26 protein-coding genes are annotated in these 26,199 nt (G+C 47.1%); 14 read left to right on the top strand and 12 right to left on the bottom strand.

The features are described 5' to 3' along the window. Positions 1-112: 112 nt before the first annotated feature. A complete protein-coding gene (locus tag ACDJ58_RS00625; RefSeq protein WP_413379400.1) occupies positions 113-1,621 on the bottom strand; it encodes a DUF6359 domain-containing protein in 1,509 nt (502 codons plus the stop codon). Positions 1,622-1,841: 220 nt separating this feature from the next. On the opposite strand from ACDJ58_RS00625, the gene ACDJ58_RS00620 reads away from it, so the two are divergent. The 3 genes from ACDJ58_RS00620 (at position 1,842) to ACDJ58_RS00610 (ending at position 3,303) form a co-directional block, all read left to right on the top strand. After that, a complete protein-coding gene (locus ACDJ58_RS00620; RefSeq protein WP_143021578.1) occupies positions 1,842-2,135 on the top strand; it encodes a hypothetical protein in 294 nt (97 codons plus the stop codon). A gap of 152 nt (positions 2,136-2,287) precedes the next feature. Further along, on the top strand, positions 2,288-2,443 hold the full coding sequence (locus tag ACDJ58_RS00615) for a hypothetical protein (protein WP_162842450.1): 156 nt from the start codon (positions 2,288-2,290) through the stop codon (positions 2,441-2,443). Between the two features lie 317 nt (positions 2,444-2,760). Continuing rightward, a complete protein-coding gene (locus ACDJ58_RS00610) occupies positions 2,761-3,303 on the top strand; it encodes a GNAT family N-acetyltransferase (RefSeq protein WP_413374647.1) in 543 nt (180 codons plus the stop codon). Positions 3,304-3,336: 33 nt separating this feature from the next. On the opposite strand, the gene ACDJ58_RS00605 is transcribed toward ACDJ58_RS00610, so the two are convergent. Continuing rightward, positions 3,337-4,191 carry a serine hydrolase domain-containing protein gene (locus ACDJ58_RS00605; protein ID WP_413374645.1) on the bottom strand — a complete coding sequence of 285 codons (855 nt, stop codon included), beginning with the start codon at positions 4,189-4,191 and terminating at the stop codon, positions 3,337-3,339. 3 nt (positions 4,192-4,194) lie between these two features. Beyond that, positions 4,195-4,407, bottom strand: coding sequence for a hypothetical protein (locus ACDJ58_RS00600; RefSeq protein ID WP_413374643.1), 213 nt, complete (start codon positions 4,405-4,407; stop codon positions 4,195-4,197). A gap of 456 nt (positions 4,408-4,863) precedes the next feature. Here ACDJ58_RS00600 and ACDJ58_RS00595 point away from each other — a divergent pair, with 456 nt between their 5' ends. Next, positions 4,864-5,430 carry a hypothetical protein gene (locus ACDJ58_RS00595; RefSeq protein ID WP_413374641.1) on the top strand — a complete coding sequence of 189 codons (567 nt, stop codon included), beginning with the start codon at positions 4,864-4,866 and terminating at the stop codon, positions 5,428-5,430. A 395-nt stretch (positions 5,431-5,825) separates the two neighbouring features. Here the strand turns inward: ACDJ58_RS00595 and ACDJ58_RS00590 are convergent, their stop codons facing one another. Both ACDJ58_RS00590 and ACDJ58_RS00585 read right to left on the bottom strand, forming a co-directional pair. Then, positions 5,826-6,152: a hypothetical protein gene (locus ACDJ58_RS00590; protein WP_413374639.1), complete on the bottom strand. Its 327-nt coding sequence runs from the start codon at positions 6,150-6,152 to the stop codon at positions 5,826-5,828. A 107-nt stretch (positions 6,153-6,259) separates the two neighbouring features. After that, the gene (locus ACDJ58_RS00585) at positions 6,260-7,036 is read right to left on the bottom strand and encodes a Crp/Fnr family transcriptional regulator (protein ID WP_413374637.1); all 777 of its coding nucleotides are present in this window, start codon (positions 7,034-7,036) and stop codon (positions 6,260-6,262) included. Positions 7,037-7,420: 384 nt separating this feature from the next. Between ACDJ58_RS00585 and ACDJ58_RS00580 the strand changes: the two genes are divergently transcribed. From ACDJ58_RS00580 to ACDJ58_RS00545, 8 genes are all read left to right on the top strand, one after another. Next, positions 7,421-7,852 carry a GAF domain-containing protein gene (locus ACDJ58_RS00580; RefSeq protein ID WP_072734976.1) on the top strand — a complete coding sequence of 144 codons (432 nt, stop codon included), beginning with the start codon at positions 7,421-7,423 and terminating at the stop codon, positions 7,850-7,852. 216 nt (positions 7,853-8,068) lie between these two features. Further along, positions 8,069-9,679, top strand: coding sequence for a helix-turn-helix domain-containing protein (locus tag ACDJ58_RS00575; RefSeq protein ID WP_413374634.1), 1,611 nt, complete (start codon positions 8,069-8,071; stop codon positions 9,677-9,679). 117 nt (positions 9,680-9,796) lie between these two features. Further along, a complete protein-coding gene (locus ACDJ58_RS00570) occupies positions 9,797-10,795 on the top strand; it encodes an ABC transporter substrate-binding protein (RefSeq protein WP_413374632.1) in 999 nt (332 codons plus the stop codon). A 121-nt stretch (positions 10,796-10,916) separates the two neighbouring features. Continuing rightward, positions 10,917-11,567, top strand: coding sequence for a response regulator (locus ACDJ58_RS00565; protein WP_053780067.1), 651 nt, complete (start codon positions 10,917-10,919; stop codon positions 11,565-11,567). Further along, positions 11,560-12,672: a PAS domain S-box protein gene (locus ACDJ58_RS00560; protein WP_413374630.1), complete on the top strand. Its 1,113-nt coding sequence runs from the start codon at positions 11,560-11,562 to the stop codon at positions 12,670-12,672. Before ACDJ58_RS00565 ends, ACDJ58_RS00560 begins: the two co-directional genes overlap by 8 nt. Before the next feature lie 276 nt (positions 12,673-12,948). Then, a complete protein-coding gene (locus ACDJ58_RS00555; RefSeq protein WP_063566298.1) occupies positions 12,949-13,443 on the top strand; it encodes an Lrp/AsnC family transcriptional regulator in 495 nt (164 codons plus the stop codon). Between the two features lie 12 nt (positions 13,444-13,455). After that, complete coding sequence (locus tag ACDJ58_RS00550; RefSeq protein ID WP_413374627.1) at positions 13,456-14,043, top strand: chromate transporter; 588 nt, start codon at positions 13,456-13,458, stop codon at positions 14,041-14,043. Between the two features lie 3 nt (positions 14,044-14,046). After that, positions 14,047-14,592: a chromate transporter gene (locus ACDJ58_RS00545; protein WP_053780063.1), complete on the top strand. Its 546-nt coding sequence runs from the start codon at positions 14,047-14,049 to the stop codon at positions 14,590-14,592. A gap of 202 nt (positions 14,593-14,794) precedes the next feature. Here the strand turns inward: ACDJ58_RS00545 and ACDJ58_RS00540 are convergent, their stop codons facing one another. Next, entirely contained in the window at positions 14,795-17,170 is a 2,376-nt protein-coding gene (locus ACDJ58_RS00540) for an Ig-like domain-containing protein (protein WP_413374625.1), read from the bottom strand. A 207-nt stretch (positions 17,171-17,377) separates the two neighbouring features. Between ACDJ58_RS00540 and ACDJ58_RS00535 the strand changes: the two genes are divergently transcribed. Beyond that, positions 17,378-17,998, top strand: a complete 621-nt coding sequence (locus ACDJ58_RS00535) for a class I SAM-dependent methyltransferase (protein ID WP_413374623.1) — start codon at positions 17,378-17,380, stop codon at positions 17,996-17,998. 147 nt (positions 17,999-18,145) lie between these two features. Here the strand turns inward: ACDJ58_RS00535 and ACDJ58_RS00530 are convergent, their stop codons facing one another. The 3 genes from ACDJ58_RS00530 to ACDJ58_RS00520 all read right to left on the bottom strand — a co-directional run bounded on the left by ACDJ58_RS00530 (position 18,146) and on the right by ACDJ58_RS00520 (position 23,307). After that, the gene (locus ACDJ58_RS00530; RefSeq protein WP_413374621.1) at positions 18,146-19,288 is read right to left on the bottom strand and encodes a glycoside hydrolase family 88 protein; all 1,143 of its coding nucleotides are present in this window, start codon (positions 19,286-19,288) and stop codon (positions 18,146-18,148) included. 83 nt (positions 19,289-19,371) lie between these two features. Further along, complete coding sequence (locus tag ACDJ58_RS00525; RefSeq protein WP_413374619.1) at positions 19,372-21,264, bottom strand: glycosyl hydrolase; 1,893 nt, start codon at positions 21,262-21,264, stop codon at positions 19,372-19,374. A 114-nt stretch (positions 21,265-21,378) separates the two neighbouring features. After that, on the bottom strand, positions 21,379-23,307 hold the full coding sequence (locus tag ACDJ58_RS00520) for a heparinase II/III family protein (RefSeq protein ID WP_413374617.1): 1,929 nt from the start codon (positions 23,305-23,307) through the stop codon (positions 21,379-21,381). Positions 23,308-23,545: 238 nt separating this feature from the next. On the opposite strand from ACDJ58_RS00520, the gene ACDJ58_RS00515 reads away from it, so the two are divergent. Beyond that, positions 23,546-23,962 (top strand): hypothetical protein, encoded by a 417-nt coding sequence (locus tag ACDJ58_RS00515; protein WP_413374615.1) that lies wholly within the window; start codon positions 23,546-23,548, stop codon positions 23,960-23,962. Positions 23,963-24,071: 109 nt separating this feature from the next. Here ACDJ58_RS00515 and ACDJ58_RS00510 read toward each other — a convergent pair whose 3' ends face one another. The 3 genes from ACDJ58_RS00510 to ACDJ58_RS00500 all read right to left on the bottom strand — a co-directional run bounded on the left by ACDJ58_RS00510 (position 24,072) and on the right by ACDJ58_RS00500 (position 26,186). Continuing rightward, on the bottom strand, positions 24,072-24,359 hold the full coding sequence (locus tag ACDJ58_RS00510) for a KGG domain-containing protein (protein ID WP_413374613.1): 288 nt from the start codon (positions 24,357-24,359) through the stop codon (positions 24,072-24,074). Positions 24,360-24,535: 176 nt separating this feature from the next. Continuing rightward, positions 24,536-25,192, bottom strand: coding sequence for an SGNH/GDSL hydrolase family protein (locus ACDJ58_RS00505; RefSeq protein ID WP_413374611.1), 657 nt, complete (start codon positions 25,190-25,192; stop codon positions 24,536-24,538). A gap of 190 nt (positions 25,193-25,382) precedes the next feature. Beyond that, on the bottom strand, positions 25,383-26,186 hold the full coding sequence (locus ACDJ58_RS00500) for an NAD-dependent epimerase/dehydratase family protein (protein WP_413374609.1): 804 nt from the start codon (positions 26,184-26,186) through the stop codon (positions 25,383-25,385). Positions 26,187-26,199 lie beyond the last annotated feature (13 nt).

Below are 26,199 nucleotides of genomic sequence, written 5' to 3'. Positions count from 1 at the left end.
CATTCATAATTACCCATACGTTTCCCTCTACTCCGGGCATTTATACAAATAAAGCCTGTCCGCAATCGTGGCGGACAGGCCGATTATCCGTATATTTTCCTTACTGCTTATCTTACTGAGCTTTGCCGTACGAACCTGCCTTAAACGTTGTAGGATCATACCATTTGTAGCCTGCAGCCGGTGTAGCCCATGGCTCGGTTTGCGGCTCGTTGGAAGAAGCCGGCGCTTCAATAGCGAGCAGACTTGTCGGCGTATCCAATGTCAGTCCAGACACCTGAGAAAGACTTGTGTAGCTTTCTTTTACTGCAAGCCATTTCACTGTATTCACAAGGAATACACCGTCATTCACTTCTTTGAAGCCATCATACGTTGTTTTGGCAGCGCCTGTTTCTTCACGTAGATATTTTGGAGTAGCATCCTCAACAGGTGAGGAGTCACCGATAAATGCTGCTTTACCTGCCCCGATCTTGGCGATCGCTGCGTAGGCTCCTTCAGCTCGTCCGCCGCCATTGTATACGCCCTGATCTACCGCGTTGCCCCATTTGGATACCCCACTAGGCACATACACCAGACCTTTGGCTTTGTTCGGGTCAATAATGGCAAGCGTGGAACCAGCATGCATGGCTACTGCGCTCACTCCGGTTGTTATGCCGAACGACTGCGAAGGTGCGACGATATCCGTTGCATTAACATCTCCCAGTGCATTGTAGCGGAAACGAATACCGAAGTTGGATGCCAACCAGTCGGAACTGGTCACGCCTTGCATGGCTGGAGATTCGGCTTCTGCTGACGACATGCCTTTGGCTGGATTCAAGAATGCACCACGGCGATAGCCGTTGAATACTTCGGAGGAATCCCAGCGGTTTTTGTTTCGGTCTGCGTTATAGTGGTCGGCAATGAAGAAGACACTGCCACCATTCTGTACATATTGCAGCAGCGCAGCCTGCTCTGTCGCTTTGAAAGGCACGTTCGCTTCGCCGATAACGAAGACATCATAATCTTTCAATTTATTAAAGGTGATGGCTTGCTCATCGAAGGTATACGGGATGCTGCGATTCAGCTGATCCACGGTAAAGCCTGCGTTTCGCAAACCATTCGCAAAATCCGAAAATGCTCCATCAATAACCCAGTCCGCAGCCCCGGCTGTCTGAGCATGCGTGTTATCGAACAATACTTTCTTCCCTGTACCATCTGGCAGCGTTGTGCCTGGATCAGGATCAGGATTGGTTGTTCCAGAGGAGAGTGCGATAGAGGTAGGATTCTTAACTCCGGCATAACTGTTGTATGCGCCAAGCGTTCCGGTAACGATAACCTTCTGCCCCACAAGATTCGGGTTGGAAGCCAGTCCATATTGCGAGCGGTACGACGCTGGAATCTGCACGTCGAGCAGTTTCGCGTTAGTCTTCTCTGTCGCTGAATCTGCAATCAGGAAGTTAAAATCATTAGCGTAAGGAGATGTAAACTTGGCTGTAAGCGAGCCGGTGGCATGTCCAACAATATAACCTTCCACCGTTGCCGTTGCTCCGCCACTCTGGGCAGCGATGGCCTGCGATACCGTAAAGGGTGCTGCAGCGGCCTGTACCGGACCTTGTGAACCAGGTTGAAGCAATGCCGTCGCCATCATGATGAAGATCAGGAATCCCCCGATCCAATGCTGCCATATCGCTTTCTTCATACTTGCCTTCTCCTCCTCGTAATTACCTGATAATGGGTTATCCACCTTTAATTTAATCGTTCATATGCTGAATTCCTCTTTCTTTTTGTAAAATGTTTGCAAAAACTTTTGGAAATTCCAACAATTGCCCATACTGGTTAACAAAAGTATTCCAAAGGAGACCTGTATGATGAAGTTTCTATTTCTTCTGCTCCTGCTGATTGTTCCACTGATTATGGTTTTTGTTGCGCTTCGCTCCCGGATGGTGACCCGTGTTTTCCATGTACTTGCCCTGCTTTGTTTCTATAGTGCCGCCACTGTCATTGCAGGTGATGTGTACGCTACTAATGCCCATATGACGACATTCACCACAGAAATTCACCATTTCCTGTTGAATGGATGGTTCCTTTATCCGTCTGCATACCTGGGTGTGTACGTTCCCTATGTGCTGTGGATGAGCCTTTTTTCGAAAAAAAGTTAAGTACATTCGAGCTTGGCATTGCATTTTGCCATCGTTCATTGCATAATGATAATATAACTGTGATAATGATTATCATTCTTGAGCTTGTCTCAAGTCTTCTGCCTACTGTACATGACTTAACGATTTTATAGATAAAGGGGAACGAACATCGAATGAATACAACTCTGCAAAAGGCTGATCTGCAGCTCGACGATTACTTGGATCTTCTGAACCTGGCAACCAACCTGGGTGACACCAAATGGCAAAAGGAAATTATCCGCAAGCTGGCTTATACTTATCCCGCAGTTGAATGTAAACAACCACAATAGCATGGCTTTTATACTTACATAGCTCGTAACCCATTCTTTACATGAATCGGTTATTGGGCTATTTTTGTTTTACTATATAATTGAACTAAACATTTACACGATAAACGGAGAGGACAGAAATAACCTGAAGAAGCGGAGCTAAAAGCTTTCTGAAAGAAAGCTGCATCGGAAGCATACGCTTCGCCTTTATCCCCGGATTTGCCCCTTTAAAAGGAATTCAAAAAAATCTGGGGATAACAGCGATCGGAAGGTTGTTCTGTCATCGGAGTGGCAAGTGTAAATATTCTTTAGTTCAATTTATATAGGAGGGAATAGCTATGCAATTGGAAACCGAACGACTCATCATCCGGGATATTCTGGAGACAGACTGGGAAAGTATACATAGCTACACATCCATGACAGAAGTTACTCAGCATACGGCATGGGGACCGAATACGGAAGAAGATACGCGAGCTTATGTGGAATTTGTGCTGAATTCACAGCAAACACAACCACGAGAGGGCTTCGAACTGGCGATATGCTTGAAAAAGGAGGGCATCCTGATCGGCGGTGTTGGCCTTCACATAGAAAAGACGAATGCTGAGATCGGTTATGTGCTCAATCCCGTTTATCAGGGAAAAGGGTATGCTGCCGAAGCAGCCCGAGCCATGCTTGGCTTTGGCTTCAATACACTTGGTGTACACCGTATTTATGCGAAATGCCGCCCGAACAACAAGGCTTCAGAGAACGTTATGCAGAAGATTGGTATGCAGCGTGAAGGTCTGATGCGAGAGCATTGGTTTTACAAAGGGGAATATCATGATTCGTGTCTATATTCGATTCTTGCAAAGGAATTCATTAACCATAAGAAAACCACCTAATGATTAGGTGGCTAATACTGCTATCGTTTCCCGTTACTTTAATGACGTTTCTCTCCGCATGATTTCTTCTAATATTTTTTTACTTGTAGAGTCTATCATCGTTCCTTGAGAAGGCTCTTTTTTAGTAATCATTTTTATGAATTGAGCAAAATAATAATCCATACGAGAATTCGAGAAAAAAGAATAATTGGATAGCAATACAACTCCTACACGGAGTTCCTTATTAAAAGCTAGATAACTATTAAAACCAGCTGAACCCCCGTTATGCCAGAGGATACCTTTATCTAGAAGATTATCCTCACCCCACCCAAAATAACGGTTTGAATTTCCGATCCATATAGGGAGATGACTTTTTTGTAGTGTAGAGGCTATCGGATGATCATCATTTAGATTGGCTTGGACAAATAAACTCAAATCGCTAACAGATGACTTAATTCCCCCAGCTCCTTCATGTATAGAAAGATCCCAATGAGGGACTCTTTTCCCAGTTGAAGCATGTCCATTCAAAAACCTGCCATTCTGTTCTGAATCAAGCATAACGGCTGTCTCATTCATCTTTAATGGACTCGTTATATATTTTTTTAACAGTTCGTCATACGTACTTCCTGACACCTTACATAGTATGTATCCCAGTAAACCTACACCGATATTGGAATATCCAAACGAACCTATGCTATCCGTGTAATCAGCATTAGATAAAAAAGCAGTTAAATCTTGCTCGGTATACATTGAATAAGGATTCGATCTTTTTTTAGCCAAATTGTGGTTGGTTGCCAATATAGGTAATCCAGAGGTATGAGTAGCAAGGCTTCTCAAGGTAATCTTATTCAAATATTCGTTTTTAACGTTCTGCACGAACTTACCAACAATGTCATCCGAGGAAAGCAATTTTTATTTTTCCATTTCTAATAAAATTATAGATGTAAAAACTTTGGTTATGGAGCCGATTTCAAACAACATATTCTCAGGATGGATCATACTTTTCTTTTTATTATTATCAAATGAATAGTATTCAACATCTCCCTCCCTAACAATCCCGATAACAAGCTGTAAATGTTTCTTATCTTTTGTGTAATCTGAAACAAAACTTTGTAAATCCATCATGGTAGAATTTACTCCTTTTTTATGATTCTTTTATTACTCCAATGTTGAAATTACGTTGCTCAACCTACTATGGGCAAACCAATCTATGTATTCGTTTCCAATTCCTGATTTCCTGCCCCGTTAGCTTAACAAGATTACTTCATTAATATTGAAAATAGTCTCTCATAATACTGCATCATCGCTTCGCATAGCCAAAATAGGCTCAAGGCCTGTGGACTCTTGGTATCCTGCTAGATTACATCGTAGACACTTGGGACTAATTTCCTGCAACAGTTAGAGAAGGCGAGAAGAGGAACACCCCAGTCATATGGCGCTACTGATCCGGAATGAGACCTTTCCAAACAAGCTAATAGTATATTAATTACAGTATAGTATTTACATATATATACAAAACATTGAATCTAATGTTATTATATTCCTGCAAAAACCATATTATATGAAAAGAGGTCTTATTCTATGAAAAAAGTTAAGCAACTGGGTATCGCATCATTATCCGCACTCTTATTGTCCTCATTCACGCTCCCTGCTTTTGCAAGCGCTCAAGTTGCAAATGAAAGTTCGATTAATTCTGGTACACAAGTTGAACTACCAACAGGCCCTATTGTCAAAGACGCTAGAGTTGAACTAGAGTTAAGACAAGTTGATTACGATGCTCTTTTCAGAACTGTAGGCGCTGAACTTGGAATGACCACCGCTGCTGGTGAAGTTGGTACCCTTGGTTGGAAAACAAAACTTGCAAAAGAAGTTGCAAAAGATTTGATCTCAAAGCTTAAGAATGTAGGCTCCAGAGCCTGGAATGAACAAATTAAAGTATATGTAGATAAATTGCCATTGCTAACAGACGGTGCAAAAACTACTTTGAAGGGCTATCTCAGCTATCAAGTATTGATGCAAGCTTTGGACATCATGGTAGATTTCACTGGCACTGCAGAAGATGGTCTTTCTAATGCTTTACAATCCGTTGGAGTTCCAGGATGGTTAAGCGATGCAGCTGCAAGAGCTATTGTCTTTTTCCTGCTGTAAATTGAACCTAGGGAGGACTAAACGTGTACATACTCGCACTGTTTATACTTATAACTACAGGTTTGGTATCCATAATCGATATTCTATTTGGTATAAAAAATTCTGGTGAAGGAATCAGGCTACTGGTGACGATTTCACAAGCTCTATTTTTCTTATCTTTGTTGTTCTTTGTTATTAAAATGCCAACTAAAAAGAAGAAATAACAATCGCACACTGGGTAAACAATCTAGTAAACTATCCAAAGAAGCGATATTTTAATTTATGAGAAAAAGCAGGGTAGACTGGTTAACTCATCAGTCCTACTCTGCTTTTTTAATTCGAATCAACAAACGACTTCCTTTTCTCGTTCTTTTATGACTTCTAAGCCCAGTGTAGTTGCTAGTATGCTCAACGCTTCAAGCGTAATTCTTCGTACTTTTGCTTATTCCCATCTCTACGCAACTAATGTAGTCGAACTCCCCCTCATTATCCAGGTAACTACGCTGAATAACTTCACGTTGCGAGCTTGAGAGCATGGCCATTAAAAATTCAAGTGATCCATTCATCGAAATCAGATTAACCTCCTTGTCTACGTTATAAACAGCAATATTTTCTGTCCATTTGCTGATTGTATTCGTAGAATGGTGTTCTCTATGTACATAAGCTTGTATTACGGTCGCCTCGCGCCGGACAAATCCAAGCAGTTTGCTATGAAGGCCATACCACTGCTTCAAGCGGCTCATATCACGCCAAAAAGCTGACCCCGAGTAAATCGGACATCAGCTTTTTTGATTTCTCCGTAACGACCCCAATCGCCATCGAAGGTACAACCCTATTCAACTTGCTTTCATTACAATCGGCACAGCTCTACCGGGCAGCTTGGAAATGTAGGACATCCGCACATGCAGCGCAAGGCTGCCAGGTCACGAATCATCAGCTTTCCATCCAGGGTGTCCAGCGTCCCCTGTTCTTTCCAGGCTCCCAACATACGCGTTACACTCTCCCGCGTGGCACCAATCATTTCCGATAACTCGGTATGATTCAGCTTCATGTCGAGCACGATGCCATCCGGCGTAATTCTGCCATACGAGTTGCTGGCGCGAATGAGCGTCGATGCGAGTGCGCCTGCCTTGCCATAGAGCAAGAGGTCACGGAAACGCGACTGGGTGATACGCTGGGCGAGCGCCATCCATTGCAGGAATTTCAAGGCAAGGTCACCGTGTTTGCTGAGCACACTTTCCAAGTCGCTGAGCGAGATGATCCCCAGCTCCCCTTTTTCCGCCATCTCTGCACTGTAGCTATGGGATAACCCGCCGATGCCGCCAAACTCTCCAATCAGATCCCCGGTTTGCTGAATCGATAAAATGATTTCTTTCCCATCCTCAGTCGACTTGGTCAGCTTCACTCTTCCCGAGCGAATGTAGTACAGGTATCCGGCTTCATCGCCTTCCAGAAAGAGACTGTACCCCGACTTTACCCGTTTAGGCTGCATCTTCGCCTCGATCAAGCCCCATTGCTCAGCTGTCACGAACGAAAGGATTCCACCTGTCTCCCGTGTCATCTTGCTCGCCTCCGTCTGTTCTTGTTGTGTCGCCTGGGTTGTTCTTTCTTTAAATACCGTACCCATTACCATCGTCCCCCTCGGTGTTTCCTTATGTATCCATCATACCGCGAATATAGCGTGGGGGTTATCGGGGGATTACCTGAACCTCACGGGGAAACTCCCTGAATTTGCTGTGAGATAAATCACACTTATGAGGTACCTTTGCGACTCCGTAATCAAAAAAAGCCTTGCCGTTCCTGGCCTGAATGCCTGTCCATACACAGGATCAGCAAATTGCAGAACGGAAATAGGGGTTTTCCCTGAATTACAATACGGTAAAAAGGGGCTACAATAGAAGCAGCAGCGAAATACCCTTATTTTAAGATGTTCCCTGACCACAGGTTAACGATATTGAGATTGATTACACCGTAACGTACGGTATGATTCCAAAAAAGGAAGTGTCCTCTCATGCATGATGAACTGCCATCTGGCATTCAGGAGATGATCGACGGCCTGCGCCTGAGTACCTCCAGCGATTTTTGCGGACTGGCCTGTCTGTCCGGCACGATGCTACGCTGGAAGTATACATCTGGCGCCAGCAACGAACGTGTGAAGCGCATGGAGATGCGTCCCGGACAAGACCTGGTTGGCACAGCGCTTCGGACTGGACGCACCGCTCTATCTGATGCACAATCCACCGGGGAGCATACACCCGGTCGTTGTCCGTTAATGCTTGCGGAGCGGTTGGTATGTGCCATAGCAGTGCCTGTGTTCCAGCAAGGAAGTGTTCCTGGTGCCGTGTTGCTCCTTGGCAGCAGGTTACCCTGCACGTTCTCACCGGAGATGGTCCGTCAGACTGAACAGGTCGCTATACAGCTGCAGCCAAAAGTGTACGGATAAAGACAGCTGTCTGTAATACGCTAAGAAGTCTTGTTATTTCCTTATGGAAGTAACAAGACTTTTTTGATTATGGTTTATTTTTTAGTTGGACAAGCGTTAATTAGTCACCTTGCCATCACTCCTCTGTGTACATCGACGTCACTCTCACAGATTGATATAATCGAGTCCATACATCGATATGTTCAAGATAGAACATACGGCTAGGAGGCTACAGATATGCTTGTACTGACAAATGCCAGTGTGATTCCTTGGGAAGCTGCACAGCAAACCGGATTTATTTCCATAGAATCTCCTTCCCTGGTGACTTGTACGGCCACGGTGAACTTCCAATATGGGCAGGTACATGGCGTTTTACATAAAGGCCAGACCCTTTTCCTGTATCCCCCATGCTCCCTGGAGCTTATACATACTCCGGCTTCTGCCTTCACGGTATATCATATCGGCTTTCTGGAATACGGATTAACGAAAAAGTCCCATGAGAAGCGTGTGTATGAACTTACATCAGAGAACTTGCCTGCACATGGATCAAAGACTGGAGCAAGTTCACAAGGGCTACGGATTCTTGCCATTATTCAGGAACTTACCGACAAACGTTCAGGCAGCATCATGACCGAAGAAGCCCGATCCCATTTTCTGCTGAGTGAGCTGCTTGAGTTGTTCAGGCTGGCGGTTAAACCTGCCACAGAAATGGTGGACAGTGTAATTCGGGATGCTCTTTACTATATCAATCATCACTACGGCGATCATCTCACCCGGGAAGACATTGCCCGAATGACCGGATTTAACGCAAGCTATTTCTCTAGATTTTTTCAAAAACAGGTGGGGCGCAGCTTCCAGGCTCATCTGACCCGAGTTCGGATGGATAAGGCAAAGCAATACCTCCTATCCACACAGGCCACATTGAATGAAATTGCCTTGCTGGTAGGCTATGCTGACGGTTTATATTTAAGCCGCAAATTTAAGCAGTTCACCGGGATCAGCCCAAGTGAGTATCGATTGCAGCCACGTGCGAGACGGATTGCAACTGTTCAGTATACAGGAGACCTGCTTGCCCTCGGCGTTCAACCCGTTGCGGCCTCCTTTCTTCCCTGGGCCCTGTCTCCATTGATCCAGGATGAGCTGCATGACGTAATTGATCTGGATGAACATGGCGTGGAAGAATTACTGCGCGCTGAACCGATTGATTTGATCATCGCACCAGATTATCTGTACTACTTGCCGCACAAGCTTGAACAACTTGAACGTATATCCCAGGTCATTGTGCTCCCTTGGAATCAACTAGATCGACTGGAGACTGTTCGTCTGATTGGCCGAATTGTAGGGCGAGAACAGGCAGCCGAAGATTGGATCGAACATTACACAACACGGGCCAGGACCGAATCTGATCGACTAAAGGATTTTATTAAGCCTGGAGAAACGGTTGGTCTGTATGAGCTGTGGGAAGACGGCACCATTTGTATCTGGAATGCAACCGCCAGAGCAGCCTATAACGTATATTATGGACTTCATCTTACTCCCCACCCCAACATCCTCCGTGATGTTTTGGAACCTGACAATCATCAATACATTGAAGAAGACCAATTGGCAGAATATGCAGCAGATCATATGTTTCTTGTTCTTCCGGCACATGAAGGTGGCCTGTATCACGATTCACCAGATAAACTTAGAGAGCGCCCGGGCTGGCGCAAGGTTATGAATAACGGAAATCGTCGCATTTACCCTCTTCAGCTGGAACAATTCTGGTGTAATGATGCCTTATCTCTGGAGAAGCAACTTGAACTTATGGTAGACATCCTGATTCGGGAGAATAGCGTTAAGGCGAGGTAACATTTGTCCATACTCAATTGGTCACATTTTGAGATAGACGATACTTGTGCACAAAAGCTACGATACATAGGAGGTTTTATTGAGAAAGATAATCATTATTGATTGGGGAGAAGCAGAATGACAGGGGTTAGATCAAAATGGTGGGCCGGGCTCATAATCCTTTTACTTGTGATAGGAATTATTGGTTGCTCAGGTCAAGCGGAAGAAACGACAGAAAATAATGCCTCCGCACCTGCCGTAACAGAAGAACAACCAGCGACAAGCGAAGCAGAAACACAGGTTATATCGACGGTTAACGGAGACGTTGAAATTCCCGTGAATCCTCAGCGTATCGTTACGCAAGGTTACCTTGCTGATTTTCTGGCACTTGGCATCAAACCTGTAGGCGCGCCAGATTATGAGCTGGAAAGCCCATATGTGCTTGATCTCGTTGAGGGCGTGGCAGACATTGGCCGGATTGACGGCGGATCAGTGGAGAAAATTTTGGCACTTCAACCTGACCTGATCGTTACTGTAGGTGGAGATGAGAAGCTGAATGAGCAATATCGTAAAATCGCACCCACACTCATCATCCCTTATGGAACATACGACAATGTCCATGAGGAAATCACCGCTTTTGGTGAAATCATTAACAAACAGAAGGAAGCCAACGATTGGTTATCCCAATTCGAAGTAAAAGTGAAGGCCGCCAAAGAGTCCATTCAAGGACTGGTCAAGGAAGGCACAACCTTCTCCAACTTTAGTCTGTTCGGCAAAGAATGGTACATCAACGGGGATGGTGTCAATCGCGGTGGACAGGCCATCTATCAACAGCTCGGACTGAAAGCACCAGATATTGTACAGAAAGAGCTCATTGATCAGGATAAAGATACCGTAGCGATATCCGAGGAAAAGCTGGCAGATTACGCAGGTGACTATATCTTCCTGGATTTGTCCAACGGAGGTTCACTGGATGAGGGTTCAGCAGTTTGGTCATCCCTGGATGCCGTGAAGAACAATCGCGTGTTCAAACTTGATGGAGAACGCTTCTGGCCCTATGATCCACTTGCCGTGGAAGCACAGGTTCAGGAAATTGCAGACATGATTAAGGAGCGTTTCGGTAAAACAGAGAACTAAAATTTAATTCCTCTTGTCCGATATACAGAGAAAAGAAGCTATTCAGAGATTCCCCTCTGAATGGCTTTCTTTTTTGGTATGATAAAGAAAGAACTGTGGAACCGGACAGGAGGAAAATGATGTGATTCAATTATTAGTTGTCGACGACCATGTAGTCGTACGCTCCGGGCTGATCGCCCTGCTCGACGGAAAGAATGATATACATATTGTTGGAGACGCGGCCGATGGTGATGAAGCTATTGCCAAGGCACAAGAACTGAAGCCGGATGTGGTCTTAATGGATTTCAGCATGCCGCCAGGCAAAGACGGTCTGACAGCTACCGCTGAATTAAAGAAATTAATGCCGGATGTCTCCATTTTGATCCTGACCATGCATGACGATGAAGAATATCTGTTCCGCGCTATCCACGCGGGAGCATCCGGATATATTCTCAAGAGCGCGCCGCATGAAGAATTGCTTGCCGCTATTCGTTCCGTAGCAGAGGGTAGCGCCTATCTGTACCCAAGTGCGACCAAGCGGCTGATGAGTGAATACCTGGACAAAGCAAAGCAGGAGAACGCTGGACCGTATGACACGTTATCCGAGCGGGAGAAAGAGATTTTGTCCTGGATTGCCAAGGGTTACGCCAACAAGGAAATCGCTGAGCATCTGGTGATCAGTGTCAAAACGGTCGAATCCCACAAAAGCAATCTGATGGAGAAGCTCGGCCTTCGTACCAGACCGGAACTGGTGAAGTTTGCGATGAAAAAGGGGTTGCTGAACTTTGAGTAGCACACGCAAAAACAGACTTAGCGGATTTGCCGACCAACCTGTGCGTCAATTATTAGAGGAAATCGACAGTCACATTACAGATACTGAATTCCGCAGCAGACTGAAAGGTTCCCTGCATCAACTCAGTGATCTGAAATTTGCCTTGGATGAGTCGTCCATTGTAGCCCTCACGGACCGCAAAGGAAAAATCCAGTATGTAAACGATAAGTTCTGCGAAATTTCACAATATAATCGGGAAGAATTGATCGGCCAGGATCATCGAATCATTAATTCGGGTTATCACGGCAAGAACTTTATGAAAAACCTGTGGGAAACAATCTCTTCCGGGCGAGTGTGGAACGGAGAAATCCGTAACCGTGCCAGTGATGGCAGCCATTATTGGGTGAATACAACGATTGTGCCTTTTCTCGATAACGATGGTGAGCCCTATCAGTATTTGGCTGTTCGTAGTGAGGTAACCAAGTTGAAGCGGGTCGAAGCTGAGTTACAGACGATGATGACCCAGGTCATGAACATTCAAGAAGAGGAGCGGCGTCGCATCTCCCGTGAGCTGCATGACGGCATTGGACAGAGTCTCTTCTCCCTTGTCATTCAGATGGATCGACTGCTCGCTGATCAGCCCCAATCCGGCGTGGAAGCACTGCGAAAACAAGTTACGGGCATTATGGAGGATGTACGCGGCATGGCATGGGAACTGAGACCCTCCGTACTGGATGACCTTGGTGTCGTTCCGGCCATTCGCACTTATATCGAGAACTATACCCGCCACTACGGGATTGAAGTGGAGCTAGAATGTAATCTGCGAAAACGACTGGAGATGAACCGGGAGATCGCCATGTACCGCATTATTCAGGAGGCGTTAACCAATGTAGCCAAGTACGCCGATGTGTCAGAAGCTCATGTGACGGTGGTAGATTCGGAAGAGGCAACCGTTGTGAAAATCGAGGACCGAGGCGCGGGGTTCAACGGTACGACGGCTGGTAACGGCGTTGGTCTATTTAGCATGGAGGAGCGAGCCCGTGGAGCCGGAGGTACACTAGTAGTATCTTCGGAGCCTGGGGAAGGAACTGTAGTTACCCTTTGTCTACCCAAAACTGTTCATTAACTGGCTCCAACCTGTACTTTATATAGAAGGCTGTTTACGGATATGCTCCGTGAACAGTCTCTTTTCCGATTCATGCTTGCCTCTCGGTCTCTTCATCATCTCCAATTGGTAGAAATGACAAAATGAAAGCTCTTAATCAGATAAATTCAACATTTACAATAAATATATTGACTCCAATTACGATTCGTCATTAAAATATGAATGCTGCATACAAATTGTACGTAGATCCTATCATAATTTTTTATTCTATATAGTTAAAAAAAAGGATGGTCAATCATGTCAGAAAAACGCTCCTCCAAAGGGGGAGAAATCCCGCAAATGCACAATCTGGATGCAATCGATCGTAAAATCATTGCCGCCCTTCACCAAAATAGCCGGATATCCTACACCGATCTGGGTGCACAGATCGGTTTGTCCCGTGTGGCCGTTCAGGCCCGCATTAATGCTTTATCCGAAAAGGGAATCATTGAACGCTTCACCGTGGTTATCAATCCGGGCAAAGTTGGGCTCCAGGTCTCTGCCTTTTTCAATGTCGATGTAGAACCGTTATTTCTGGATGAAGTGGCCGCGAAACTGGACGAAGAACCCGCAGTAACCAGCCTCTATCATATGACAGGCCCGAGTACCCTGCACATGCATGGTATTTTTGCAGATATGGAAGAGATGGAGCAGTTCCTGCTGGAGAAGCTCTACAAGATGCCGGGCATCGTCAAGGTAGAATCACAGCTGTTGTTAAAACGATATAAAAGCCGAATGGGCATGAGACTCTAGGAGGAAATCAGCATGAGTTGGAAAGATTACAACGGTCTCGTCATTGGGATGGTACGAACCGGAATTTTGGGATATGGCGGCGGCCCCTCGGTTATTCCGCTGATCCGTTATGAAGCCGTTACCCGCTATAAGTGGGTGAGCGATGATGAGTTTGGCGAGATTTTGGCCATTGCCAACGCTCTGCCTGGTCCCATTGCGACCAAGATGGCCGCGTATCTCGGGTATAAAACGAAGGGCGTGCTGGGTGCTATTGTGTCCGTCCTGGCCCACATTTTGCCGACGAGCATCGCCATCATTGCGCTGCTTGGTTCCATGTACGCGCTGCGCGAATCGAAAATCGTAGCGGGCATGGTGGCAGCTGTTCGCCCGGTCATTTTTGTTATGCTCGGCATGATGGCATACGAATTCGCCAAGAAAGCATGGAAGGGACTCGGTACAACCTTTGCCGCCCTGTTCGGTGTCCTTGCATTTGTACTGTTGCAGCTGCTGGATATTCACCCCGGTATTGTGATTGCCGTCTTCCTCGGATATGGCGTCTTCCATCTGGATGTGGTCCAGCGTTTCAAATCCAAAGGCAATTCCGACAAGGGGGTGTTCTAAGCGATGCTTCAGACATGGTGGGAATTGTTTTGGGGATTTTTTGTAGCCAATATCTTGGGTTACGGGGGCGGCCCCGCCTCCATTCCGTTAATGCAGGAAGAAGTGGTCAACCACTACAAGTGGATGACCACGGAACAATTTGGGGATGTACTTGCCATCGGTAATGCACTTCCCGGTCCGATCGCGACCAAGATAGCCGCATTTGTCGGTTATCAGGTAGCTGGCTGGTTTGGGGCATTCATCGCCAGTTTTGCCACAGTTGTACCTTCGGCTGTCGCGTTAATTCTGCTGCTTCGTTTACTGAACAAACATCGTACTTCACCAAAGGTGAAAGGGATGACCTTGCTCGTACAACCGGTTATTGCTGTACTTATGATCTTACTTACATGGGAATTCGGTCAGGTATCCACCAATTCCATCGGCATTTGGCAGACACTGATCATTGCAGGTATCTCGCTTTGGGTCATGACTAAGACCAAGCTGCATCCAGCCATCCTCATCGTCATTGCTTTTGCATACGGTGCGCTGGTTCTGTCTCATACGATGTAATTCATTCATTATTCAGATTCGAGGAACGTTCTGGAACAACGTTGATGTACGTCCAATGTGGATGTATGCACAAGTGCCGGGGCGTTTCTTTTTTTGTATTGTTAGTTCTCTTGTATTTTTCCCATAAAAAAACGGTGATGCCAGCATTTAAGCTGTCATCACCGCACATAGAATTGCTTGTTTTACCTTCGTACTGAAGATATTATTTCGCTTCAACGACTATAGTTACTTTGGTTTTCACACCTGCATAAGTCACGGTAATGGTTGCTTTACCCTTGCCATTGGCCTGGATGATGCCATCCTTCACCGATGCTGTCGCAATACGGGAAGATTTCCAAAGTGCCGGCTTGGATACGTTCGCTTCGCTGCCATCGGCATACGTTGCTGTAGCAACCAGAGTTGCCTTGTCACCAGGCTTCATGGTCAGGGTTACTTTATCGGTTTGCAAATATTTCAGTGTATCTACATCGACTGCAATGGTTACCGTCTTGCTGCCGTACTTCGCTGTAATTTTTGCTTTACCTGAACCTGTCGCTTTTACTTTACCTTTGGTTACCTGAGCTACTTTGTAGCTGTTGGTTTTCCATTCCGCTTTGTCCGTGACATCACGCTCACTGCCATCGCTCAGATATGCAGTAACGGTAAGGTCAGCGGAATCACCTGTTTTCAGGGAAAGAGCCGGTTCGGATGCTTCAATGCGTGAGATAACGTCCACTTCAACCTGAATGGTCACTTTGTTGGAACCATATTCAGCCGTGATATTGGCTTTACCGCTGCTGTTGGCAGTGATAACCCCTTTTTTCACATCGGCTACGCGGGAGTTGCTTGATTTCCATGTTGCATCGGATGAAACATCCTTGGTCAAACCATCTTCATCCGTAGCTGTGAGTACGATTTGCTGTGTTTCCTTGGAGGACAACACCACAAAGTTTAAATCTGCTTCCAGCCCACTAGCCATGCCTACTTCAACAGGCAGAGTTAACGTTTTACCTTCAATTTTGGCTGTGATGGTTACTTTACCTGTTGCAATACCCGTCACGACACCTTTGCTGTCCACTTCAGCGAGTTTCTCACTGCTGCTGCTCCAATCCGCATCTTCGGACACGTCTTTGGATGTATCACCGTATACAGCCAATACTTTCACAGACAATGTACCACCAACGGCTACAGAAGCTTTTTTCTTGTCCATTTCATACTTGTCTGGAACGTCTACATTCACTGTGAATTTAACGGTTTTGCCGCCGTATGCCGCAGTGATGGTCGCTGTTCCTGATTTATAAGCAATCAGCTCGCCGCCAGATACATATACAACATCCGCATTGCTGGATGTCCAAGTTGCTTTGGAAGTTACGTTTTCTGTACTTGCATCAATATATTCTGCATTGGCTACCAGTTTCTTGGTTTTGTTATCACCTGTAACGCTCATAGCCAGTTTATCTTCGACACCAGCAATATCCAGATATCTTGCCGTATCAACGTCAACCGTGATTTCCACTGTTTTGCCGCTATACGTTGCTTTGATTGTCGTAGAACCCGCGCCAATCGCTGTAACTTGTCCCTTGAATACCGTCGCTACCTTCTCGTTGCTGGATGTCCATGTCGCTTGATCCGTTACATTCACATCAGCGCTATTCGGGTAAGAGGCAGTCAATACTACATTTGCCGTTTTATTGGACTCGCTCAAACGGAAGAAAATGCTCTGTTTCTCCACACTCAGTTTGCTTGTCAGATCAACATCCACATCTACCGATACGGATTTCGTTCCGTATTTGGCTGTGATCTTAGCAGAACCTGCCGAGTATCCTGTGATTTCACCTTTTAATACATCTGCTACTTTTTCATTACTTGACGTCCACTCTGCCAGATCCGTTACATCTTTGGTTGTGCCATCTGGATAGGTAGCTGTCAATTTTACAGTTTCACTTTTGTTCAACAGCAGATTGACCTGCTTTTTGTCCATATCCACACGTTTAACAACCTCAACGTTAACATCCACAGTCACACTTTGACTGCCGACTTTACCTGTGATGACAGCTGTACCGGCGCTTTGTCCAGTAACTTTACCATTCACAACCGTTGCCACTTTCTCGTCATCGGATGACCACTCAGCAACTTTGGATGCATCTGCATTCGTCGTATTATCACTGTAAGTTGCCGTCAAAATAATGTCTTTGCTATCCCCTGTGCGCAAGTCCAACGACTGCACGTTTTTGGAAAGGGCTTTGACCTTTTTGGTTACATTCACCTGAACCGTTTGACTTTGAGACAGATACGAAGTTGTAATGGTTGCCGTACCTTCCTTTTTGGCAGTAATGGCACCATTATATACAGTCGCTATCGAAGTATCACTGCTACTCCAGGAAGAACTGATTGTTACGTTAGCCGATGTATTATCGGTATATACTCCTGTCACCGTAACCGAACTGGAATCACCCACTTCGAGCGACAGCTCATTTTTGGAAACTACAATTTTGGACAGTTCTTTATCTGCCGCAGCGGCCAAGCCTACGTTGGAAATACTCAGCACCAATACCAGCATCATCACCATGCACTTGGTCAATCTTGGCTTTAACATCATTTCCCCCCGATTCTTATCATTTTGTTCCTTAGGTTTAATGTCGGCAAGTTCTTTCCAGATGTTTAGACTTTCAGGGAATTTTCAGGAAAATTAGTGGGAATTCATTCAGTGATTCCTCCAAAATTCAATGATTCATACCCTCAAATATTACGCATAACCTATGTATAGTCACTATTTTGAATTCATTTATATGATCGGGGGAGAAACATGAGTCAGCCTTTTGACTACAAAGGATACTGGGAACAAACGTATAGCTCAGGTGAGACATCCGGAAGGGGCTCGTATGGCGTATTGGCTGAATTCAAGGCAGAGGTGGTAAATGGACTGATTCAGCGTGAGGGTATTTCCAGTGTCATTGAATTTGGATGCGGGGATGGCAATCAACTGCAATATATGAACTATACTACGTATCTAGGTGTCGATGTAGCCGCCTCGTCGGTGCGTCTATGCGCCTCCAAGTTTGCTAACGATACCTCCAAGAGTTTCATGTTATATACACCCGGTCTATGGATTAATCGCGGTTTCCTGCAAGCTGATCTCACCGTCTGTCTGGATGTGCTCTATCATATTACGGATGAAACGGATTTTCGCAATACTCTCTACGACATTCTGCACTCTACGTCAGGGTGGGTTGTGTTGTACACTCGTTTGAAAGAAAACGGTAATCCAGGGGTTAGCACCATTCAGGACCGAAATATTTTTGATTATCTGTTCGACTATCCCGAATTCAAAGTACATGAAATTATTCCTCAGCGATATCCCGATCAGTCCTCGGCCGACTTTGTCATCTTAAGACGCACACCCGGCATCGAAAATAAAACGGACTGATACCGAGAGTGTGCTCCGCCTCCAAGACAGGAATACCCTTTCCCACTAGGAGGCAGGCACACTCGAACGGCTGTATGGTGGGTCTTATACTCATGCCCCTCACTCATACTCGCCGCTTGAAGTGTGACATTCCTAATTCTAGTTTCTCTAAAATAAACCCGGACGGCCACGTAGCTTGGCCAGCGCCTCCATATAGAAATAATCGCCGTATATAATCGGCACATTCAAGCCACGACCCTCTGGATAATGCACAGTGCCCTGCATGATCAGACCTTCTTCCGCTGCTGTCTCACCGGAGCTATAGTTCTCATGCAGTCCGCGGAGGATACGCTCTGCCGCGGCTGCATATTCCTCGCCGCGCGGCGACAGCTTCGCCAGCTCCAACAGGCCGCTTGCGGCAATCGCCGAAGCGGACGAGTCCCACGCCACCTGATGCTCGGCAGGTGCGCGGAAATCCCACACCGGCACGATCTCTTCGCCAAGCATGGCGAGGAAGAAATCGGCCGCCCGCTCCGCTGTCTCCAGATAGCGGGCTTCGCCCGTATACCGGAAAGACAGCGCAAACCCGTGCAAGGCCCAGGCGGCACCCCGCGCCCAGGCGGAACCTGGAGCATGGCCCTGCCCGCCATGCTCCTGCAGCTTCTGCCCCGTGAGTGGGTCGAACTCCACCACGTGGCAGATGGACCCGTCAGTGCGGACGAATTCGCGCGCCACGGTGTCCGCATGTGCTTCCGCCAGCCAGCGGAAGCGAGGGTCGCCGCTCTGCTCGGATGCCCAGTAGAGCAGCGGCAGGTTCATCATGCTGTCAATGATGGCTACGCCGCGCGTATCCATGGTTGACGAGCTGAAGTTCCAGGCGCGGATGAATTCACCGCGCACGTTGAAGCGGGCAGCGAGCAGATTGGCGGCCAGCATTCCCCGCCGCCGTCCGTCAGCGCTGCCTGTCTGGCGGTAGTTGGCTACGCCACTAAGCAGCCAGATGAACCCAAGATCGTGATCCACCGATTCAGGATCACGCAGACAACCTTCCAATTGCCGCTCACAACTTTCGGCAATGCGGGATAACGGAGCGACTGCTTCGTTTTCCGGCGACTCGCCATAGACAAGCCATAACAGCCCTGGCCAGAAGCCGGCGGTCCACCATTCGGGATCATTCCGGTCATACATTCCCTTCGGGGCGGTGTGCGGAAATGTATCCTTGATGCGATGCGCATTGCGAATGATTTTGGCCGCTCCCTGCCGCCATGCTTCTTCAACCCAAGTTACCGATGTTGATGTATTCACGAGCATTGCCTCCTCTTTTCAGATCCTTTTCGTATCCATTTCCTTGCGCTCACGTTACGTCTCTTCATATATTATTTAGTGGCCTCGCCTCATTTGCCCAGACGAACCGTAAACGTAATCTTTTGACTGCCGCTCACTATCATTCGAGCTTCCTTTAACACCCCATTGCGAGAAGCCACCATATGGTCTTGAAGGTGAATTTCTGCTCCTTCATCAAGCACGGTTGATTCCACGTAGGCTCCACAGAACTCACTGCGAACATGATCACCGGAGACTGTGATGACAGCCTGCTCCTCACCGTCGCTGAACATCAGCGGAATGACCGCTCCGGCCGCTTCAATCTCTCCCTCGAACTCATATGTGACCGTTAACAAACCCGGTTGCTGCGTATAGACCGTTCGAAGTGCCTGTAATCCGACCAGTGGGCCGACCCAGTCTACTGTGAATGTGTTGGTTTCCTGCGCCTGATCCTTTATTACGTTGAAAACGACGGCTCCCCCGCCATCGGAAGGGTTGATCCCTGCATCCCGATCATATTCGAAACCGGAAGGAATACCTGCGGACAAGCAATACCACTGTCCATCCGGTGTTCGCCAGGCTGGACAATAACTGATCGCCTTCGTTTCCCCCTCCGAAAATTCAGTGAATCCAGACTCGGCATGTCCAGCAGCAGCGGGACCAATGAGTCCCGGAAGCCCCTGCTGATGAATCCGCACCAATCCGGGCACCGTATATGGATCATTCAGAGCCGTATGTAATACGATTTGCTGGCCCGGTACTGAAGCCGTGATCGTCTCGAACCAGCCATCCATTTGAAGGACTCGACTACCAATCTCGGACGGAATAGGCAATTCAGCCACTTCATCCCCGGGATCGCACAGGTACGCATTGGCTAGTGCCGCAACCGTCCACAGGTTATAACACGTATGGTTGGTATATATCTCGTATCCGTGGCGAACTTCCGGAGCATAGCGATTCCGAACGATATTCAAGCGGCCGTCCTCCCTTTTCCACCGATCCACGGCTTCAAAACACAGATTGGCTGCACGCGCAAATACGCCTGCCATAATGGGATCACCGATCTGCTTCGCAGCTGAGGCATGACTGGAGAACACGTACGCAGCCGCAGCTTCATTCCATTGATGCTGTGAGCTGCGTCCTCGCGGAGGGATCTCGCCCAGCGGTGATAACGTCAGAAGCGAAGTGAACGCCCCGCGCCGGATGGACTCATCCAGTGAAGACGCACAGCTCTCGTCATATCCGGCATCCAGCATGACACCCAGGTGGTAGCGGGTAGCAATATCATACGCGAGTGGACTATTTGGCCGATCGAGCGGACCATCCTGATACAGGCCCAGCCCTGTGAAACGCGGCAGATGGTATCTCTTCAGGTACTGATCCATCCATTCGATCCCTTCACTCGCCAACTGCTCGCGGTAGCGAAGATATTCACCCGAGATCATGATGGCATTCCAGTTAATCATCCGGTTCGGATTATTCATTTTGGACATTGTAAATACATACGTTTCTTCCGGTTGAATCTGTTTCAGCCCCGCTGCCCATTGAGTCGCTTGTTCAGGCATCAGCGGCTGGAGCAGCACGTAGGCTCTTAGCATAAGTATGGGAAAGAAGTCGGCATGATTGTCCGGAACCTCGCCACGAACAACCAGTGAGATACTGTGGGTCAGAGCTGCCGAAGCTGAAGAGAGCAGATCAGTTCTCCCCTCTTTTACCAGGACCGCAGCTGCAAACGCATAAGCGGGGGTGGAATAATAGCGTTCGCGGCCAGAGAAGGGGTCCACAACGGCACCGTTCTCCTGCTGATATACTGAGTAGGCACGTACAATGTCTTCGATAAGTGCTATTTTACGCGATCGATCCCATCCGCTAGGTTCTGCAAGATTGGCCTGCTCTGCATCTGTTCGGAATCTTTCCAGTTCACTTTTCCATGGATATGCTGAATCCGATGTATACGCTAACAAAACAAATCACCCTCATTTCCGATCCCAACTTCCATCTGGGATTGAATTGGTTCGAGTCGTTTTCAGGTTCCCGGTACATTAATCCGTATTCGACTTTACTTCTGATTTTTGTCCTTACTTTGCATGTATGAAGAATTTCAATCTGCACCATGTCTCTTTTACGGAGTGGTTCCAGGGATCCTCCTCTTCATTTGCCGTTTGCCGCAAGGATAATGCCGCCCGATAAAATTTTAGGGGCAGGTGATCGTGATCCACTGTCTCTAGCTCTTCCACTTGTGCATCCCAGAGGTCAGCATCATAATGCATCGTCACTACAGCCTTGTTCCCTTCCCACTGGACCAATGCTTCTTGTATGACAGGATTAATTCGACTAATAAAATACTCAACGACTGGCGGCTTTTCAATCAGGTGCTCTTCTCTACACGTTTTAGAAGGTTGCTGCCACTGATAATAATCTTCAAGGAAAAGCTCCGCTTCGGAGGCTTCCGGCAGACAGTTCCAACTCAAATGCCTGGTATACCTCGCCAGTGTCGGAGCATCTGGGTAAGCCGACGTCAAATCAAATGCAGCCTCTATCCCCTGCGGAGATAATCGCTTGATGTGCAGTACTTTCGCCTCTACTTGCCGTCCGGAATGCTGACCCGCTCCTTCGATAACCGGAACGCTATGCCCCTGAGAGCCAATTTGAAAAATGCTTTCCCGCCCAGGTGCGAAATAGGCCTGAGTATACTCGCCTGAACCTGGGTCACAGAGAATGTTTTCGCCTCCGCCATGAAGAATAAAGTGTCCCAGATCATTATGATTATGGGGCTCTGCGTTATGACCGCCCTTTACTGCAAAGGCTGCAGTCATTTCCTTTTGTTCTCCCGTTGCCAGTACTCCTCTGGCTATCCCCCACGACAGGTTCTCCAGATACACTGGGGCTGCCGGCAACTCTGCTTCACTTTCCCTTCTATACACAGCCGGATTACTCCAAAGTATATTACGCAAAGCATGAGCCCATCGGCGGCAGGGGTCCTCTGTCAGAAGCGGAATACGAAGCTCCAAGTTTACTTGAACCTGCTGTCGCTCGGATAAAAGAGAAAGCAGGCCAGGCGGAATGGTCTCCCGCTCGCGACTATCCGAAAAATTGACAAACACCCCGCCTGACAAGTGAACATTTCCGGGGAAAGCAGCGATCGCTCTCGTTTCGGGATTGGACAGCATATCTAGTTTTCCGGCACTGAATATTCTCAGCATCTCTGCAAAATACGTATAAAAACCGAACCCGTAAACCCAGTAACCTATACCTTCAGCACATCCCCCATCCATCCCATACCCCCTTAAAAAAGCATTCATGGAATGAATCGTCTGCTGCACTGCCTTTGCTCTAAGATGCTCATCTTCTAACAGAAGGAGAGCCGCAATCCCACAGCCGCCGCTGCAAACCGCTGACCAGTTGTGGTCAGCGTTCTCCCAACCGTATGTCTGCTGCTCTCGATACAACGGGGTGAAGATCCTGCACTCTATCTCAGCCCGCATCATTCGCAACACACGTGGGTCTAGAACGTCATCTAACATGACGATCATCTCCGAGAGCGTTTGCGCTGTTTCTGCAGCGAACAGATCGATGTGTTGTCTTGCGCCCGCTTCTTTCCCTTCAGGTACATGAGCGGACAGACACCAGGTTTGTTCGTTACAGACACTCCAGATCAGGTCCTCCAGCAATTGTAGACGCTCGGCTGATGGCGATGCCGCGGCAAGTAATCCCAGTGCAGCGAGCCTCCCGCGCCGTTCGAAATATGCCAGCTCATATGCTTGGCGTTCACCTGTCTCCCTGAATTGACGATATAGGGAAAAGGATAGTTCAGGCAGGTTCTCCGTATTCGCTTTCTGCTCATATACTCTTAGATCTGACCAGAAGGAAGCATAGTCGGGATCATTCAACATGTCCGCCAGTCTGTCTTTCCAACGACAGATGTACTCCTTACCACTACTTGTTCCATGCCTCATGGCCGCAATAATATGATCAGCCGTCCACTTTAATCCAGGGTGAATCGTCATGAGAATTCCTCCCTAATTTTGTAACCGATTTCATTTTAGCCCATAGTCTAGTAAAAATGAAGGGAGTTCGGATTAATGTTGTATAAAAAAATAAATTATGAAAATAAATGAAACTTTTCAGAGGTTTTTCTCGTAAAAGGGTTGTCGGTACTCAACTCATGGCATATGTATTTCATTCCATTATGAGGACAGGTGAACCATACTGAATAATGAATTATTTAATCAGGCTGTAATCGAGTTGCTGCATCGCTCGAACAGCCGCGCGCTTGTCGAAATTGAATCCCATTTTCCGGACAATCGCCTCGTCGGCGGCAAATATCACATGGGGAGTCATACCGTGTATTTATACAAGAAAGAGATTATGGAGCAATGTCGAATGTTATTTGGCTCGCTGGCTCCGCTACAGGCCTATATTTATGTCATTCTGGCTCATGAATTGGGTCACGCCGAGGATGTAGAATTGATGGATCTGTCCAACCTTCTCGATAGTCCACTTACGGCTTCTGAGCAAGCTGGAATTCGGCTGCGTATTGAGGAAAATGCCTGGCGTTATGCAGAGTCCCTGCTATTTGATATGGATCCCGTTTTCTTGCGTACCATCATTGATGAATCCCTGTTCAGTTATCGTCAAGCGATTGAACCACATATTGCCTAACCTGTTTAGTGCACAGCTTTAACAAAACAACAAGGCCAGACTCACCCTTTTCCACAGGTGAGATCTGGCCTTGTTTGCTTGAACTATATTATGCTTCTATATCAATCGATTAGTTTTTCCGATTACGGGACCGCGCTTGTCCGCCCTTGCGTCCTGCTTCTTCACGGCTCATTTTTCCATCTTGATCATCGTTTCCATCATTGTTGCCACGGGCGCTTCCGCCCTCCCGGCCAATCTCTTGATAGAATTCGCGGTCATGGGATTTCGAGGTTGCCTCTCCGCCCTTGCTACCAATCTCTTGGTAGAACTCCTGATCATGATTCTTGGAGGTTGCTTCTCCACCCTTACGTCCTGCTTCTTCACGGCTCATTTTTCCGTTTTGGTTATTTTGTGCCATTTTGAATTCACTCCTTATCGGGTATTGAGTATAGTGTGCTACGCTTCTTAATTACCCTCTCATTTGGGATTAAAACATATAAATTCTAAATATGTCATTTTCACTTATGTTAATCCTTCGTTATTTTGTTATGTAAAAAAGAGCACAGGATCTGTACAAGACCCTCTGCTCCATTATTATTGAATTTTAAGTGGACTGCCCTGTACAACAGACAACCACTGACGCGCGATAAGCTCATGACCCGCTGCGGTTGGATGCACACCATCCCACAACCAGTAAGCAGCGTCAGCCTGTTCGAGAGCATCGTTGAACGTTTCCTGCAAAGGTACCCAGATCGCTCCAAACTCACTGGCGAGTTCACGAACCAGATTTTGATAATGCCCAATCCGTTCCTGCCATACATCCCATTGCTCCACTGTAGCTCCCGTTTTAAGAATGAATGGCTCCATTAAAACCAGCCCAGTATTCGGCATCACTTCGCGTGTCTCCTCCAGCAAATGACGATATGCACGGCCAAGGCGATCCGTCACTCCACTGGGTTCGCCATTCATGGTGCGCCAGGCATCATTAACACCGATTAGAATACTGATCAGATCCGGCTTCAGACTAAAGGTATCCTCGTTCCAGCGTGCATACAGATCGGAAGCGCGGTCCCCGCTAATTCCTCTGTTATAGAACGTTGGCTGTTTGGCTGCCAGTTCCACACCCAGTTTGCTTGAGATCAGATACGCGTAGCTATGTCCGAGAAAATGATTCGGATCATCATTGCGCGATCTTCCCCCGTCTGTAATGGAGTCTCCCTGAAAAAGTATAACGGATGAATGTGTACTCATAATCAAAACCGTTCCTTCCTGTATGTAAAATGAAAACCTCAACCTTCAGTCTTCATTTTATCCCTTTCGGGCGCAATAGAAAATAGCGTTTTCAGGACGAAACGCTTTAAGTTAACTCTCCGCGTTGTACTTCCTACAAGGTCACCCGCAGTTCTCCAAGGTCTGTGAGACGTTTCAGGTCTTTAAGATTTCAGGATTTCGGGCTCTTCGCGACATATCCTCCGCCCTGGTATTCCGTCTCATCCTGCTTATCCGGCGCCCCTTTACGTTTCGCTTCGTCCCATAACTCTGCCGCATCGTCCTTCGGACGGTACCCAATCTTCTGTTCCAGATATCCAATATCATAATAATTGTCCGTATTCGCTGAAGTTCCATATAGATTAACGTATTTCATGCTCGAATCCGCCTCAATGCAGCACTCGGCAAGCTGTACCATATCTCTTGGTGATATCCAAATATGTGCGGAACGCTCAGAATGCGGATGTGCATCGCCCGAGAAGTTGCCAATTCGAATATTGAATGACGACAAATCATATTTATCCACGTAATATCGCCCAAGCAGCTCTATATAACATTTGCTGAGCCCATAGAAACTGTCTGGCCGATATGGATCATCCACTTCGATATCCTCTCCTGTTGGATAAAACCCTGTCGCATGATTTGAACTAGCAAAAATAACCCGCTGTACACCGTTCAACCGTGCAGCTTCATACACATGGTAGGCCCCTGTTATGTTGATCGGCAGGACTTTGCCCAGAAAATCTTCTTCATCCTTGGCCCATGCAATATGCAGCACCGTCTGAACACCCTGCATCAGCTCTTTAAGTCGTTCTCCGTCCGTTACATCCATCGCTACAATGCCTGCTTGAGGATCATCATGAAGATCTGCAGCCACGATGTCATACTTGCCCTTTTCCCTCAGCCCCTCCAGCAGACTGCGACCAATGACTCCCGCTGCTCCCGTAATCAATATTCTGTGCTTCGAGTTACTCATGGATTTAGCTCCC

It is taken from the genome of Paenibacillus taichungensis (assembly GCF_047302525.1).
In the GTDB taxonomy this organism is placed as follows: Bacteria; Bacillota; Bacilli; order Paenibacillales; family Paenibacillaceae; genus Paenibacillus; species Paenibacillus taichungensis_B.
Note: the sequence above shows the minus strand (reverse complement) of the source record. Positions and strands in the feature narration are given on the sequence as shown.